The following is a 15,098-nucleotide window of genomic DNA, read 5'->3' as shown; positions in this document are numbered from 1 at the left end:
AAGGGTGGGAAGCGGGAGCACGACCAATGTCTAATTCAGAGCCGTCGGAGCGTCGCAAACGGCGTGGGGCCGACAACCCCACCCTGGCCGATGTCGCCCGCGAGTCGGGGGTTTCCACCATAACGGTGTCACGCGTGCTCAACTCGCCCGACAGCGTCCGCCAGACCACACGCGAACGCGTCGAGGCCGCTATCGAGCGCATCGGTTACGTACGCAATATGCTCGCTGGCAGCTTGGCCTCAGCCAATTCACGCTTCATCGCGGTGATCGTGCCATCGCTATCCAACGTCGTATTCATCGAGGTCATCCATGGCCTGCAGACCACCTTCGAGAAGCACGGCTACCAGATTCTGCTTGGCAATACCGAATACGACATACGCCGCGAGCATGAGTTGGTGCAGACCTTCCTCGGCTGGTCCTCCTCCGCGTTGGTCATTACCGGGTTACGCCATGATGCCGCCTGTACCGCCATGCTCAAGCGCTGGCAGAAGCCGGTCATGGAGATCATGGAACTCGGCCAGGGGATCGACCTCAATGTGGGACTGTCTCACTACGATGCCGGGCGCTGCATGGCGCAGCACCTACTGGACCAGGGCTATCGACGGATCGTTTATGCCGGCGCGCAGATGGATGGCAATTACCGCGCCCGGCTGCGCTACGAAGGACATCGCGATCTCCTGGAAGCGCACGGACTGGAAGCACCGCTCGCAGAGTGGCCGGACGCCAGCGCACTCGAGATCGGCGCCAAGGCGTTTCGCCACGTCATGGTTCAGCGATCAGGCACCGACGCCATTCATTTCGCCGACGATACCTTGGCCGCAGGTGCCATCTTGCATGCCAATCGGGCAGGTATCCGTGTGCCTGATGACGTCGCCATTGCCGGCTTCACCGGACTGCCCTTCGGCCAGCACATTACCCCCAGGCTGACGACGATCGTATCGCCTCGCGAAGCGATCGGGCGCATTGCCGCCCAGCAGGTCATTGCCCGCCTTGAGGGCAAGGCCGTGGATGCATCGGTTTGCGATGTCGGATTTGAGCTTTGTGTGGGAGAAAGTACTTGAGCGCGGAAAGTAAATACTGAGCGCAATAATATGAAGCGCAACGATAGCTTACACAAACCAAACGTGTGTTTGAAAGCAAACAAACGTGACAAGTCATGGCGTGTAGTCGACTAACGACTCAATCACGTTTACCGTTGCATGACATTAGAAACGACGCTTCCGAGAGAACAACGATATGGGCACGCGCAGACTGTAAATTCCCTGGTCTTCCGACACGCCACTCACCCCGCCTGGCTTTCCTCCCAGCCAAGTCCTGCATTCTAGCCTTGGCACTCGATACGATCTGCCAGTTCGTTCTCAGGAGCTTCACGTCATGCCACAGCGCGCCTTGGTCGTCGACGACGATATCGAAATACAGTTGTTGGGCCAGCATCTGTTACGCCGGCGCGGTTATGATGTCACCACGTTGGGCGGTCTCGACGAGCTGGCCCATCGGCCGGAGCTACTCGATGTTGACCTGATCTTGCTCGACTTCGGGCTGGGTGAGTTTACGGAACTGGAAGTTCTTCATCATTTGCGGGATTTGCGCCTCAGCGCGGCTGTGGTGCTGCTCAGTGGCTGCGATGCCGATACCCCCCAAGCCGTTCTTGGCATCGGAAGGGATATGGGACTGCATTTGCTCGGCTTTCTTCCTAAAGGGCAGCTACTGAAGCGGCTCGATGCCTTGATTGCTCCCCTGGGCAACCGCGACCGTCCACTGACGGTCAACGCCTTGGATAATGCCATGCGCCAGGGTCACTTCTTCCTGGCCTACCAGCCCAAGCTTGAGCTGCAGAGCGGTAGAATCGCAGGTGTGGAAGCGCTGCTGCGCTGGAAGGATCCCGATTGCGGGATGATTTACCCAGACAGCTTCATTCCCTTGGCCGAGCGCAGCCAACGCATTGTCGAACTGACCTGGCACGTGCTAGATCTCGCCCTGACGCAACAAACATGCTGGCACGCTCGGGGCTGGCCACTTAACATCGCCATCAACATTCCGGCCCAGCTGCTGAGAACGCCTAACATGCTAACGGCTTTCGACCGTGTCGTGGCCCGCCATACCTCACACCTTGGTGGCCTGACCTTGGAACTGACCGAGTCGGCAAGCATCGAGTGTCTCAGCCACGCATGCCAACTCCTATCGGCCCTACGTGAGCGTGGCTGCCGGCTGGCACTGGATGACTTCGGTACCGGTTACTCCTCGCTGACCCAGCTTTACCGGCTGCCATTCGACGAACTGAAGCTGGACCGGAGCTTCGTTTCACTATGCGATAAAGACCACGAGGCGCGTGCCATTACCTTGGCCATCGTCGACCTGGGTCGCCGACTCGATATGGAAGTGGTGGCGGAAGGGATCGAGACACAGGAGCAACATGGCCTGCTCAAAGCCGCCCATTGCCACATCGGCCAAGGTTATCTTTTTGCCCGCCCCATGGCACAAGAGCAATTCAATGGCTGGTACTCCCACCAGGCCCAAGCAAGCACTCTCGCATGATGACGACTTCAACGCTTGAATATTGAGTAAAAATATCAGTTCCTAGTCGCTGAGATGCCAAGCAACGCACTGCGTGTAGCAGCCCCAAGCTCGGCGAGATGCCGCATGTAGCGGTGTAGAGTCGATATCTCGGCCAGCAAACTCTCTTGCTCCATGGCGCGAGCCTGCTCGGCGATCGCCAAGCATCCCAACGACGAGGCGGCGCCCTTAAGCGAGTGAGCGTCCCTTCGAAACGCCTGCCAGTCTTCGTTTTCCAGATGCTGTCGCAGCGCGACCAGGCGCTTATCGAGGCGTGCAAAGAAAACTGTCAGCAACCCCTTCAAGGCGTCCGGATCAAGGGTATCGCGCAATTCTTTTTGAATGTCTAAATCCAGCAGCCCCACGCCTGACGAGTCTTCACTTGATGGAAGCGATGGCGGCGGAGCTGTTTCCTTGGTCTGGGAGCATGCCGTTTCATCACTTTCCCGGCACGGACTAAGATATTGGCCGAGCAGGAAATACAGCGCCTCTCGTGTAAAGGGTTTGCATATGACCTCGTCCATACCGCTTTGCAGGCAAACTTCACGATGCTCTGGCATAACATTGGCCGTCATGGCCAGAATCGGCAGATGTTGCCCAGCGGGCTCCTGTGACCGCCAGCGACGCGCCGTTTCCGGCCCATCCAGGACCGGCATCTGCATATCGAGCAATACCAGGTCGATCGGCGAGGACGACGCCAGGCAGGCCAGCGCTTCTTCGCCGTTATCGACGACAACTACATCCTGACCCATCCATTCGAGCATGGCTCTGGTCAAGATCTGGTTGATCGAGTTGTCCTCCACCACCAGGATCGTATGACGACCCAACTCCGTACCTGCCAGCGCGGTGGAGGCTAGAGCCTCGACAGCATCCGTCTCGGGCAGACTGATGGTAAACCAGAACAAACTGCCCAGCCCTGGCTGGCTACTCATGTCGATCTCGCCACCCATGGCCGTTATCAGGCGCTCGCAGATGGCCAGCCCCAGGCCCGTCCCTTCGTGCCGCCGGGCAATAGAAGCATCGACTTGAGTGAATGGCGAGAAGAGCCGCTGCTGATCGTGCGGAGAGATGCCGCAGCCGGTATCACGGACCTCGAAGCGAATGTGTTGCTCGCCATCACGGGTAACGCTGAGCCTGACGAACCCCTCTTCCGTGAACTTGAAAGCGTTTGTCAGCAGGTTCATCAGTACCTGGCGAAGGCGGTCGATGTCACCACTGACGAACGAGGGCAGGTCGGCATCGAGTTGATATAGCATCGAAACATTCTGGCCGTCCTGTCGTAACCGGTAGCCGGCACAGACCTGCTCGATGAACGTAGGCAGATTGAACGGTCGATCATCGAGATCCAGGGCACCGGATTCCAACTTGGTGTAATCCAGTATGTCGTTGATTACCGTGTGCAAACCGGCAGCACTTTGCCTGAGGGACAGTAGATACTTATTACCCTGTTCTGTCAGACGCTCGTCGCCGAGCAGATCGGACATACCGATTACGCCACTGAGCGGAGTACGGATCTCGTGACTCATCACCGCCATGAATTCCGACTTGGCCCGGCTCGCTGCCTCGGCACGTCGGGCGACTTCGTTAAGCTCGATGCTCTGTATCTCGAGTAGCTGCGCCTTTTCGTGGCGCGCCCGCCCTTCCCGCACCAACGCCTTCACCAGGGCGCCACCGGAAAACATCACCAGCACCACCAGAACCAATACCACCCAATACAGCTTGAGTAACTCCTGATGCTCGAAGGCCCGCATTTCCGAAACATGGGCATTGATGCCAACCACTACGTCACCGGTCAGCAGTTGTAGCGTTTGATTCTTGTCGAGAAGTGTCTGCACCAGCGCTGGAGACAGCCCTGCCGTATCGCCGGGCAACGCCACCAGCAGACCATCAATCTCATTGACTAGGCGCTTGGCCTGCCGAATAGGCGCGTCCAGCCCCGGTACCTCGCTAATTGATCGGGCAATGTCACCCTGCAGGAATAGCGCCATACGGCTATAGAGGAGTTCGTGGTGCAGCAAGGCGTCATCGATCGACGCCTTGCTGTCGTCCAGCAGGGCAAAGCGAAACTCCCGGACCTCACGATCGAACTGGTAGGCAGCCCAGACTAGGTTCTCCAGCAGGCGGTCCTCGATGGCTTGATGCCTTTGGAAGATCAGGCCGCCCGTGACCAAGGTGGCAAGAAAAAACAGGATCGCCGCAAAAGTGGCGATCCTGAAGCGTCGCGATAATAGCGACTGCATCGACAGGCCTCCCGAGGCCTGGGCGGTGTCACTTGATTTCAATAGCCTTCACCTGCCAGACCGAGCGTGTAATGACGTCCTCGTTGAGCAGTGACGGCTCCTCGTCGAAGGGATAGATCACGAACAGCGGACCATGGTCGCGTACACGCAGTCGACGATTGTCGGCGGACATCGCCAGAATCACGTCGTGTTCCCTGAAATCCTCTACAGGAACGCTGGCGGAATAGTCATTGAGAGCGTCAATCCGCATGATCTCGCCCTGGGCGCCCACGGTTTCAAGCAGCGAGCGTCCCAGAGGCCCCTTGAAGGTCATCTTGCCCTCGTGCCAGGGCGTCCCGGTCATGGTTTCACGCTGCTCCAGCGATTGGAGCATGTCATGGTCGAAATGCGCCTCATTGCCCAGGTTGGTCTCGGTGATATTACCGCTGACCACGAGGATCACCGGGCCTGTCGGCGCCTCAAGTGCCAGGGCCTGGCTGCCGATAGAAGAAAGCAAGGAGGCCAACATACCACCCAACAGCAGGCCCGGTGAGCGGAAAAGCGACATGTTAAGTGCCCCCAAGGTGTCTGACGTAGTGATTATATTTCGGCCGCTCGTCATCGAACTGTGAACCTTTGTCACAGTCACGGCGTGACTGACCGTATTCAATCAATAGCTGGCCACAGCCGGTAAGAAGAAAAACATGCCAAACCCAATGCATATCGGCGTGCTGGAAGACGATACCGATCAGCAGGACTTCATCGAGCAGTGTCTGATCGCTGCTGGCCACCGTATCTCGCAATTCACGCGCGCCAGCGAACTACGCCGGGCCATCCAGACGCAGGCGTTTGATATGTTCATCATTGACTGGAGGTTGCCGGACGCCAGCGGCATGGACGTCACCATGAACCTGCGCCAGCATGACGGTTGGAAAGGTCCCATTCTGTTCATCACCGCGAGCGATGAGGAGGAAAATATCGTGCTGGCCTTGGAGAGTGGTGCCGACGATTTTCTGTCCAAACCGCTACGTCCCCGCGAGCTTTCCGCACGCATTAACGCCCTTGCCCGACGCACCGGCTTCCAGGCGCAGGATACCAGGGAGCAACTCGGAGCCTACACACTGCATAGCAGTCAACGTGAAGTGCAATTCGCTGGCGAACACGTGAAACTGACGGAGCGGGAGTTCCGCCTGGTGTCGCTGTTCTTCAATCATCCCGGCGAGTTGCTTTCGCGAGCCCGTCTGCTGGAAGTCGTATGGGGCATCAATGGCGACGTATCGACACGCACCGTGGATACGCACATCAGCCGGTTGCGCCGCAAGCTGACTTTGGATGGCAGCCATGGCGTGCGCCTACGTAGCATCTATCAACATGGCTATCGGCTGGAAGCGCAGGCCATGCTGCATTGACATTGTCACTCGCGGCAGTCGCCTCGAACGTCTAGCCCCTGTCAGCAGAAGTACCCTTCCGTCGCCACTCGTCCCCGGTATCTTCCGAGTCGACAAAAAAGCGATAGTCCTGCGTTACGCAATCGGCATAGCTCATGGCCAGTGTGGACACCATGTTAACGAAGTTGTCGAGCCGGCCATCGAGCCGTTCGCACACGCTGCGAGCAAAACGTGCCGGATCGTCCGGATTCAACGCACGAGCCCCGCGCAGATGCTCGCGAGCCAGAATACGCCCCCATTGCTTGGACAGCTTGCGATAGGGCTTGGCTCCTTCGATGCGCTGAGTGGGAAAATCCACCTTGTAGGGCGACCGTTCACGAACCGAGAACACCTTATCCCCCAGGTGCAGCCAGCCCAGATAGATATCGGGGTGCTCGGCAATCGCACAGAAGGCCGCCGCATGACGTATGCCTTCATGGGGAAAAGCCCGGCGCCAGGCACGCTTCTCGTCGCGGTTCATGAGTCGCCACCCTTCCGGTGGTGTCTGTTCCTTGATATCGAGAATGACGTCGTCATGCACATGCTCCGCCCCACCCTCGATCAGCACGTAATAGCGTTCGAGTCCCAGCGAGCCGGTTCCCGCATCCAGCCGGCGCGCCATGTCCTTGACGCGAAAATGAGCGCTCTCGTTGCCAGCGGCATGCCCCTGTAACGTCTTGGGATATTCCTGCTCGATGGCCTGACGAAGCTGGATGGCCTGATCCTGGGGCAAGGGTGCCAGCTTTTTCGGACGCTCGGCGAAACAGCGTCCGTTCTCCTCAAGGCGCGTCCATTTCTCCAGCATCTTCGCGCGCGAAGAGGTGTCTGCAACCGTCCGCATGAACGGTTCCAGAATCCCCTTGGCATTTTCGAGCGTCACCGCCTGAGGTGTCTCGCCACGAACGTGACCGGCCAACTCGTCGTGATAACTCTCCAGCAGCGAGCTGAGCGCCTTGCGAATACCCTTGCGCGTCAGACCGACATTTTCGCGAGCATCCAGAACCACACTGATCGCCAACCGCCAGACATCGTATTGGTAATCACCTATCAGGGCATCGTCGAAGTCGTCCATGCCATAGCGCACACTATCATCGTGATGGCCATAGGCGCCGAAGTTGTAGGCATGGGCATCGCCCTGCAACCAGGTCTGGGTCCCGGGCAACCCGCCATAGAGGGCAAACCGCCAATCGTGCCAGACATCGGCCCAATAGAGATGGTTGGTGCCACGGAAAAAACGGTACGGCGACTCGGCCAGCTTGGTGTACTTGGCCTTGCGCTGCGCATCGGATAGGCCTGCATTGGCGGCGGCAATAGCTTCGAGCACTTGGCGGGGCCGGTTGTGACGCGTCAATGGCTGCGACATGCGCAGGCTCCTTCGGCGAAGTGAGAACAGGATCTTCAGCGTGCCGGATAAGCACGACGACGCCAAGTCCATAGTGAGCTTATACGCTTTGCAATCCTGCCCTGGGTTCTATGCTTACCGGACAGTAGGCAGGGAAATGAACCTTACATGCACTGCAACGCCTGTGACCACGGGCAAGGAGAGCAACATGGCACTGCGTTTGAAACCGCTCGATAAGCAGGTCATCGTGATTACCGGCGCCACAACGGGCATTGGTCTGGCCACGGCGCGCATGGCGGCCGAACACGGCGCCAGTCTTGTGCTTGCGGCTCGCGACGAGACGGCCCTTTCGCTGCTCGTCGGAGAGTGTCGCGAGGCTGGCGCCGAGGCAACGTATGTCGTCGCCGACGTCGGCGACGAGGGCCAGGTTCGCGAACTCGCTGCCAAGGCTATCGGAAGCTTCGGCGGCTTCGATACCTGGATCAACAACGCTGGCGCCTCGATCTTCGGCCGGATGCTCGACATCAAGATGGAAGACAACCACCGGCTAATGAACACCAATTTCTGGGGCGTCGTGCATGGCTCGTTGGAGGCAGCGCGTTACTACACCCAGAAACCGCGTGATTTCGGTGGTGTCATCATCAACCTCGGTTCGGCCGTGTCGGACCGTGCCCTGCCCATACAGGGCATGTATTCTGCGTCGAAACATGCCGTGAAAGGCTTCACCGATGCCTTGCGCATGGAGCTCGAAGAGGATGGCGCGCCGGTTGCCGTCACCCTGATCAAGCCAGGCAGTATCGCTACACCTTTCCCCGAGCATGCCGAGAATTACATGGAGGAAGAGCCCACCCTGCCGCCGCCCCTTTATGATCCGAGGGTGGTGGCCGAGGCCATTCTGCGTTGCGCGGTGAAGCCACATCGCGACATGGTCGTCGGCGGGGGTGGCAAAATGATCGCTGCGCTAGGCCAGATCGCGCCACGCCTGGCCGACAAGGCCATGGAAGCATCGGTGATACGTCAGCAGAAGTCGGGACAGCCCGAACATCGTCAGCGCTTCGCGCTGAACTCACCTACCCAGGACATGCGCGAAACGACGAGCTACCCGAGCCATGTCTCGAAATCGAGTATTTACACTCAGTCTTCGTTTCATCCTCTGCTGACGACAGCAGTCATCGCCGGTGCCGTGCTTGGCCTTGCCGCCCTGAGCGGCAAGGCCTCGCCAAACAAGTTTCGGCGCCACTGAGGCTGATCAGCGTAAGAGTTGCTTCATACCCCGGCCTGCGTGGTCGGGGCATCGTCGTTCAAGGTCCGCGTCATGATGGTGACGGCTTCACCGCGATAGGTCAGGTGTTCGCGTTCCTGCCAGCCCAGACGTCCGTACAATGACTGCTGATCCGGCGTGTAGAGATAGAAGCGTTCAAGCCCTGTACTACGCGCCTCTTCCTCGACCCGCTTCACCAAGCGAGACGCAATCCCCTGCCCACGCCATTCAGGAAGGACGAAAACCGACGCCAGCCAGGGGGTCAGGTGCGGCCGGCTCGTCATGTCGCACTCGATCAGGCTGGCGGTACCGACGGGACGGTCGTTACTCATGGCCACGAACACCCGGGGTACCCCGCCACTGCCGCACTCACTGCGAACTTCGTCACAGCGCCCGGTAAAGCCCAGCGACGGATTCAGATGTCCCCAAGCCTCGTGTTGCCAGGTGGCAACCGTGACCACATGCGGCGAGTCCGGGCGCAACGGAACGAGGACGACAGAGCTTGGCATGCCAATTCATCTCCTTGGGCTGTTCTGTACAGGCGTGTCGCTTGCTTATCGCACACCTGCGTCACGACGCCAAGATTTGTAGCCTGAACCCGCACGACACCGCACGCGGGCAAGCCCGCTATCGATCCTGATGTCGCCGACGCCATTGATACAGGCAGAACCCGCCGAGGACGGCAGCCGCCACGGCTGTCGTGGCTAACGCTGTCGTACGTTGTGCTGCGGGATCGCGGAACCCACCATCGATACGCCGTTCGCCACTCGGTGGTGCAAACAGGTTGCCCGACGAGGTGGCATCGGGATCTGCCCTACCCAATGCTGTTTCGACCATACGCGCATTGGCCAGATTGAAGCCGGGCACCAGCGCATAAGCGAACTTGGCCAGTAGCGATACGCTGCCTACATACACGCTATGCCGCGGGCGACGCGCCGCATTCACAATGGCGCGTGCCGTACGACGCGGATCGTAGACGGGGGGCACAGGCTTGGTGGCCCGCCCTGTATAGTTGCCGCCATCACGAAACCCGGGCGTATCCATGACAGGGGGATACAGGTTACAGACATGAATATGCGGCCATGCATGCAACTCGCCCCGTAGGCTTTCGGCAAATCCTCGCAGACCGAACTTGGCCGCCGAGTAGGACGCCGCATACGGCTGGGGCGCAAAGCCGCCCAGCGAAATGTTGTTGATCAGTACGCCCGACTGTTGGCGCTTGAAATAGGGCAATACGGCGTGAGCGCCCCGCACATAGCCCAAAAGATCGGTCTGGATGACCTGCTCATGCGACTCGAGGGGGATCTCATCGAAGGCACCCAACGCGCCTATGCCAGCATTGTTGACCCAGACATCAATACGGCCTGCCGTATCGAATGCAGTCCGCGCCAGGCGCTCGACATCCTCGGAGCGTGTCACATCGGCCACGACGATCCTGGCTTGCCCACCCTGACGATGGCACTCCTCGGCAACGTCATGTAACGCCTGCTTGTCGCGGGACGCCAGAAACAAGGCCGCGCCCTGGCGAGCAAATTCATGTGCGGTGGCACGCCCGATGCCGCTGGAGGCACCGGTAATGACGACGACAGCATCCTGCAAATCATGGGACATATTCGTCTCCTTCCTGTGGGTTGCGACATACGCAAGCCCAGTACACCTTACAAGCACCGACTCGCATGTGTACCTGGGCCTGTCTTAACGTAGTCGAACCTCAGCAAACAGGCGGGACGAGGGGCACCCTGCCCCATGATGGAGCCAATTCACAGGCGGCCATCAAGGCGTTCGGCGAGAAAATCGAGAAATAGCGTGATCCGCAATGACAGCGCCGTGTTGCGATAGAAGACAGCATGAATGACCTGATATCTATGCTGGGTCTGGGCCGCCAGCACCGGGACGAGGCGGCCCTGCTCACGGTCGCTACGCGTCATGTAATCGGCCAGGCAGACAATGCCCTGCCCGGCCAAGGCCAGAGCCTGGAGGGTTGCCCCGCTGGAGGCCGCGATGTCCGGTGTGATCATCAATGGTTGCCCCGCGGTATCGAACAACGGCCAGCGATTGAGTTCATCCAACCGATTGAAACCGCACAGCGTATGTTGCGTCAGCTCGGCAACGTTCTGCGGCTCCCCGTGCCTGGCCAGGTAATCGGGGCTGGCTAGCAGGCGCAGCGGCGTATGCCCCAATAATCGCGCATGCAGGGTGGAATCCCGTAATTCTCCAAAGCGAATGGCGATGTCTGTGCGCTGCTCGAGCAGGTCGATATAGCGATCATGGGTATCAAGCTCCAGCGTGATGCCTGGGTAATGTCGCCGGAACTCGCCGATCAGCGGCACAATGACATGTTGCATGAAACTCGGTGCGGCATTGACTCGCAGGCGTCCTGCCGGCTGCTGACTGCATAGCGCCATTTGCTCTTCAGCCGCTTCCACTGCATCGAGAATCGAGCGTGTTCGACTGAGAAACTCTCGGCCTTCGTCAGTCAGTTCCAGTTTGCGTGTGGTTCGGCGCAACAGAGTGATGCCCAGTTTCTGCTCCAGTCGACGCAGAGTCCGGCTGACGCCCGAGGTCGTTTGACCGAGCTGATCGGCAGCGGCCGTGATCGAGCCGGCTTCCACCACCGTCCGAAACGCCAGATATTCTTCCAGGGTCGTTTTCATGGTTATCTCGCCGTGCCCCTGTGCGGATTATTGCACTCGCATCAATTATCTTTCCCAGTTTACAGGCTTTTTCGTCAACCTAGGTATCGCCAGAATACGTCCATTCATAATCGCAACCTCACTCGATAGGAGAGGCCGTGAAGATTTTTCTCATCAATGGCGGCAAGGCCTTTGCGCACTCTGGCGGACGCTATAACGACACCCTGCACGACACCGCACGCGGCACGCTGGCGGAAATGGGCCATGAACTCAAGGAGATCCGGGTCGACGATGGCTATGACATCGATGAGGAGGTTCAGAACTTCCTTTGGGCCGATGTGATCATCTATCAGATGCCCGGCTGGTGGATGGGCGCGCCCTGGACCGTCAAGAAGTACATCGATGAAGTGTTCACGGCAGGCCATGGCTCGATGTATGCCAACGACGGTCGTTCACGTCACGACCCTAGCCGTCACTATGGCAGCGGTGGCCTGTTGCAGGGCCGCCGCTACATGCTTTCGCTGACCTGGAATGCGCCGCGCGAAGCCTTTGACGAACCTGGCAACTTCTTTGAAGGGCGCGGCGTGGACGCCGTCTATTTCCCGTTTCACAAGTCCCAGGAGTTCATCGGTCTGGAGGCGCTGCCTACGTTTCTTGCCAACGATGTAATCAAGGCACCCGATATTGAAGGCCATATCGCCGCCTATCGCGAGCACCTGAAACACATCTTCTGATCGTTGCACCGCGTTGTGAGGAAAAAACCCCGCCGACAGGCGGGGTACCGAGAGACAACGGCCTTGATGGACAACCCTCAGTCCAGTTGGAACGGGTAAACGCTGCCCAGGTTGAGCAGGCGTGTCAGCTCATCCAAGGCGGTGAGCGTTTCTTCGGCGAGCTGCGGGTCGGCGAGATCCTCCGGACTCAAGTGATCACGGTAGTGACGATTCACCCAGTCGGTAAGCTCGCCATATAGCGCGTCATCAAGCAGCACGCGTCCGGTCAGTCCATGACGCTCTGCCTCGGAAAGCACGATCCGCAGACGCAGACAGGCTGGGCCGCCCCCGTTGCGCATGCTCTGCTTGACGTCCTTGACCACCACTTCGTTGATCGGGTTGTTACCGGCCAGCAGATGATCCTGGATGGCCCGCCATACCGCCTCGTTCTCCTCGCACTCGCCGGGCACCACAAGTGACATGGCACCGGAACCGTCAGGCTGGGTAAGAAGCTGCGAGTTGAACAGGTATGAGCTCACGGCATCGTCAAGACTAATCGCCTCGCTGGGCACGCGGATCGGGATCAATGGGGTGGTCATCTTGCGGCGCAGCTCGTCGAGGGTCTTCTCCTCGTCGAGAAAGGCCATCTCATGATAGAGCAGCACTGGACCGTTGCCGACGGCAATCACGTCGTTGTGGAACACGCCGGCATCGATGGCATCAGGGTGCTGTTGGGCAAACACCGTCTGCGCATCGGACAGGCCATGCTGGCGCGCCACGGCCTGGCTGGCCTCCAGGGTCTGGCGCGCAGGGAAGCGCTTGGGCTCTCGCCTTTCTCCAGAGCCGCCGAATGCCTGGCGGCCGTAGACGTAGAGATGCACCCCGGGTTCACCATGGGCCGCGGCCAGTCGGGTATGGTTAGCCGCGCCTTCATCGGAAAACGCCGGAGTTGCCGGCAGTACCGGGTGGTGGGCAAAGCGTGACTCATCGTGAAACATCGCCGCCAGCACGCGAGCGGTGGTCTGTGGCTCGAGAAAGCGGTGAAAGCTCGACTGCAGGTTGGCTGCCGTAAAGTGCACACGACCATCCGGCGCATCACCGCTGGGGGTGATCGTGGCAGCGTTGGCGGTCCACATTGACGAAGCCGAACAGACAGCACGCAAGAGTTGCGGCGCCTCGCGGGCGGCACGCTCGAGCACTTCGGCATTGCTGCCGCTGAACCCCAGGTCCCTCAGGGCTCCGAGATCCGGGCGTTGCTGCGGTGGCAACACGCCCTGAGGGTAGCCGGCATCCTTGAGGGCCTTCATCTTGGCCAAGCCTTGCAGCGCGGCCTCCTTCGGATTGGAGGCCAGGCCGCCGTGGCGCATCGAGGCAACGTTGCCGTGAGCCAGCCCGGCATAGTTATGTGTGGGACCCACTAGCCCGTCGAAGTTGACTTCCTGTACGTTCATGTCGCTCACATTGCCTCTCATAACGTCACGCCCGGCGGCAGGTTGTCGGGCATCGCCAATGATTCACCTTCCATCGAGGCGATCGGGTAGGCGCAGTAATCGGCCGCGTAGTAGGCACTGGGCCGATGGTTGCCGCTGTCACCGATGCCGCCGAACGGCGCGTCGCTGGAGGCGCCGGTAGTCTGTCGGTTCCAATTGACGATCCCGGCACGGATGCGCAACAGAAAGTCGTTCCAATCGTCCCGGCTCCCACCGATCAAGCCCGCCGCCAGGCCGTAGCGGGTATCGTTGGCCAGCGCGATAGCCTCGTTCCAGTCACGGTAGCGATGGACCTTGAGCAGCGGCCCGAAGTGCTCCTCGTCGGGGACATCGAGGCCGGTGACGTCGATCAGCGCTGGCGTGACCAGGCTGGTGCCGTCGACCACCCGCCGCATGCGAGACAGCACGGTGCCACCCCGACTTTCCAGGTCGTCTTGGGCACGCAGCATCGCCTCAGCAGCTGCAGGACTGACCAGGCCACTATAGAACGGTGCCGGCTCGCTGAATGGCGCGGCAATGTGCAGCTTGCCAATGGCATCGTTGAGCGCCTCGATCAAGCGGTCGCCGACCTCGCCTTCGGGTACCATCAGACGCCGGGCACAGGTGCAGCGCTGCCCGCCGGAAAGGAACGCCGATTGCAGAATGGTGAGTACCGCTGCAGCCTGATCGGGCACGTCTCTGACCACGAGCGGATTGTTGCCCCCCAGTTCCAGAGCCAGGATCTTGCCCATCTGCCCCGCGAACTGCTCGTGCAGCATCCGGCCGATCTTGACACTGCCGGTGAACAGCAGACCATCAATGCCGCCTTCACCGGCCAGTGCCTGACCGACCGGGGCTGCGCCCTGGACCAGGTTGATTACGCCATCCGGCAGGCCAGCCGCCTGCCAGCACTGCAGAGTCAGGTCGGCGGTCATCGGAGTCTGTTCGCTGGGTTTGAAGACCACGGTATTGCCGGCCAATAACGCAGGAACGATATGTCCATTGGGCAAATGACCGGGAAAGTTGTAAGGGCCAAACACTGCCATGACGCCGTGCGGGCGATGGCGCAGTACGGCCTGGGTGCCACCGGCCACATCACGGCTGCGTTCGCCGGTGCGGTCCGCGTAGGCGGTGACCGAGATACCGATCTTGCCGATCATCGCGCCGACTTCGGTACGCGATTCCCATAGCGGCTTGCCGGTCTCATGGGCAATGCATTTAGCAAGTGCCTCACGGTTGGCTTCAAGCTCATCGCGGAAACGCTCTAGCAGCGCTTGGCGTTCGCTCAACGGACGGCCAGCCCACCCCGGGAACGCCTCACGGGCCGCAGCGACGGCACTGATGACCTGCCCGGCGCTGGCGGCCTGGGCCTGCCACAGCGTGTCACCGGTGATCGGATCGCATTTGTCGAAACGTTCTGCCTCACCGTCAACCCAGCGGCCACCGATCAAGAGTTGTTGCTTGGCGTGCATAATTCTCTC

General features: G+C 59.8%; 13 protein-coding genes. 5 read left to right on the top strand and 8 right to left on the bottom strand.

All coding sequences use genetic code 11. From position 1 onward, the window contains the following. The first annotated feature begins 26 nt into the window (after nucleotides 1-26). Together F568_RS0113800 and F568_RS0113795 are read left to right on the top strand one after the other, a co-directional pair. Nucleotides 27-1,061, top strand: a complete 1,035-nt coding sequence (locus F568_RS0113800; RefSeq protein WP_019019330.1) for a LacI family DNA-binding transcriptional regulator — start codon at nucleotides 27-29, stop codon at nucleotides 1,059-1,061. Nucleotides 1,062-1,374: 313 nt separating this feature from the next. Beyond that, nucleotides 1,375-2,535, top strand: a complete 1,161-nt coding sequence (locus tag F568_RS0113795; RefSeq protein ID WP_019019329.1) for an EAL domain-containing response regulator — start codon at nucleotides 1,375-1,377, stop codon at nucleotides 2,533-2,535. A gap of 35 nt (nucleotides 2,536-2,570) precedes the next feature. On the opposite strand, the gene F568_RS0113790 is transcribed toward F568_RS0113795, so the two are convergent. Beyond that, nucleotides 2,571-4,835 carry a hybrid sensor histidine kinase/response regulator gene (locus tag F568_RS0113790; RefSeq protein ID WP_229804177.1) on the bottom strand — a complete coding sequence of 755 codons (2,265 nt, stop codon included), beginning with the start codon at nucleotides 4,833-4,835 and terminating at the stop codon, nucleotides 2,571-2,573. Next, nucleotides 4,822-5,340: a putative pterin-binding protein gene (locus F568_RS0113785; RefSeq protein WP_019019327.1), complete on the bottom strand. Its 519-nt coding sequence runs from the start codon at nucleotides 5,338-5,340 to the stop codon at nucleotides 4,822-4,824. Before F568_RS0113785 ends, F568_RS0113790 begins: the two co-directional genes overlap by 14 nt. Nucleotides 5,341-5,488: 148 nt before the next feature. Between F568_RS0113785 and F568_RS0113780 the strand changes: the two genes are divergently transcribed. After that, nucleotides 5,489-6,181 carry a response regulator transcription factor gene (locus F568_RS0113780; protein WP_019019326.1) on the top strand — a complete coding sequence of 231 codons (693 nt, stop codon included), beginning with the start codon at nucleotides 5,489-5,491 and terminating at the stop codon, nucleotides 6,179-6,181. Nucleotides 6,182-6,212: 31 nt separating this feature from the next. On the opposite strand, the gene F568_RS22910 is transcribed toward F568_RS0113780, so the two are convergent. Next, the gene (locus F568_RS22910; RefSeq protein ID WP_019019325.1) at nucleotides 6,213-7,562 is read right to left on the bottom strand and encodes a DUF2252 domain-containing protein; all 1,350 of its coding nucleotides are present in this window, start codon (nucleotides 7,560-7,562) and stop codon (nucleotides 6,213-6,215) included. Nucleotides 7,563-7,749: 187 nt separating this feature from the next. Between F568_RS22910 and F568_RS0113770 the strand changes: the two genes are divergently transcribed. Continuing rightward, nucleotides 7,750-8,784 carry an SDR family oxidoreductase gene (locus tag F568_RS0113770; RefSeq protein ID WP_019019324.1) on the top strand — a complete coding sequence of 345 codons (1,035 nt, stop codon included), beginning with the start codon at nucleotides 7,750-7,752 and terminating at the stop codon, nucleotides 8,782-8,784. Nucleotides 8,785-8,807: 23 nt separating this feature from the next. Here the strand turns inward: F568_RS0113770 and F568_RS0113765 are convergent, their stop codons facing one another. The 3 genes from F568_RS0113765 to F568_RS0113755 all read right to left on the bottom strand — a co-directional run bounded on the left by F568_RS0113765 (nucleotide 8,808) and on the right by F568_RS0113755 (nucleotide 11,456). After that, a complete protein-coding gene (locus tag F568_RS0113765) occupies nucleotides 8,808-9,311 on the bottom strand; it encodes a GNAT family N-acetyltransferase (RefSeq protein ID WP_019019323.1) in 504 nt (167 codons plus the stop codon). A 118-nt stretch (nucleotides 9,312-9,429) separates the two neighbouring features. After that, nucleotides 9,430-10,413: an SDR family oxidoreductase gene (locus tag F568_RS0113760; protein ID WP_019019322.1), complete on the bottom strand. Its 984-nt coding sequence runs from the start codon at nucleotides 10,411-10,413 to the stop codon at nucleotides 9,430-9,432. Nucleotides 10,414-10,562: 149 nt separating this feature from the next. After that, nucleotides 10,563-11,456 (bottom strand): LysR family transcriptional regulator, encoded by an 894-nt coding sequence (locus F568_RS0113755; protein WP_019019321.1) that lies wholly within the window; start codon nucleotides 11,454-11,456, stop codon nucleotides 10,563-10,565. Nucleotides 11,457-11,593: 137 nt separating this feature from the next. On the opposite strand from F568_RS0113755, the gene F568_RS0113750 reads away from it, so the two are divergent. Further along, nucleotides 11,594-12,169, top strand: coding sequence for an NAD(P)H-dependent oxidoreductase (locus F568_RS0113750; protein ID WP_019019320.1), 576 nt, complete (start codon nucleotides 11,594-11,596; stop codon nucleotides 12,167-12,169). Between the two features lie 77 nt (nucleotides 12,170-12,246). Here the strand turns inward: F568_RS0113750 and astB are convergent, their stop codons facing one another. Next, the gene (gene astB, locus F568_RS0113745) at nucleotides 12,247-13,599 is read right to left on the bottom strand and encodes an N-succinylarginine dihydrolase (protein WP_019019319.1); all 1,353 of its coding nucleotides are present in this window, start codon (nucleotides 13,597-13,599) and stop codon (nucleotides 12,247-12,249) included. Between the two features lie 17 nt (nucleotides 13,600-13,616). Further along, complete coding sequence (gene astD, locus F568_RS0113740) at nucleotides 13,617-15,089, bottom strand: succinylglutamate-semialdehyde dehydrogenase (protein ID WP_019019318.1); 1,473 nt, start codon at nucleotides 15,087-15,089, stop codon at nucleotides 13,617-13,619. Nucleotides 15,090-15,098: the final 9 nt, after the last annotated feature.

It is taken from the genome of Modicisalibacter luteus DSM 23508 (genome assembly GCF_000378505.1).
Lineage (GTDB): Bacteria > Pseudomonadota > Gammaproteobacteria > Pseudomonadales > Halomonadaceae > Modicisalibacter > Modicisalibacter luteus.
This window is presented reverse-complemented; position numbering and strand designations above follow the sequence as displayed.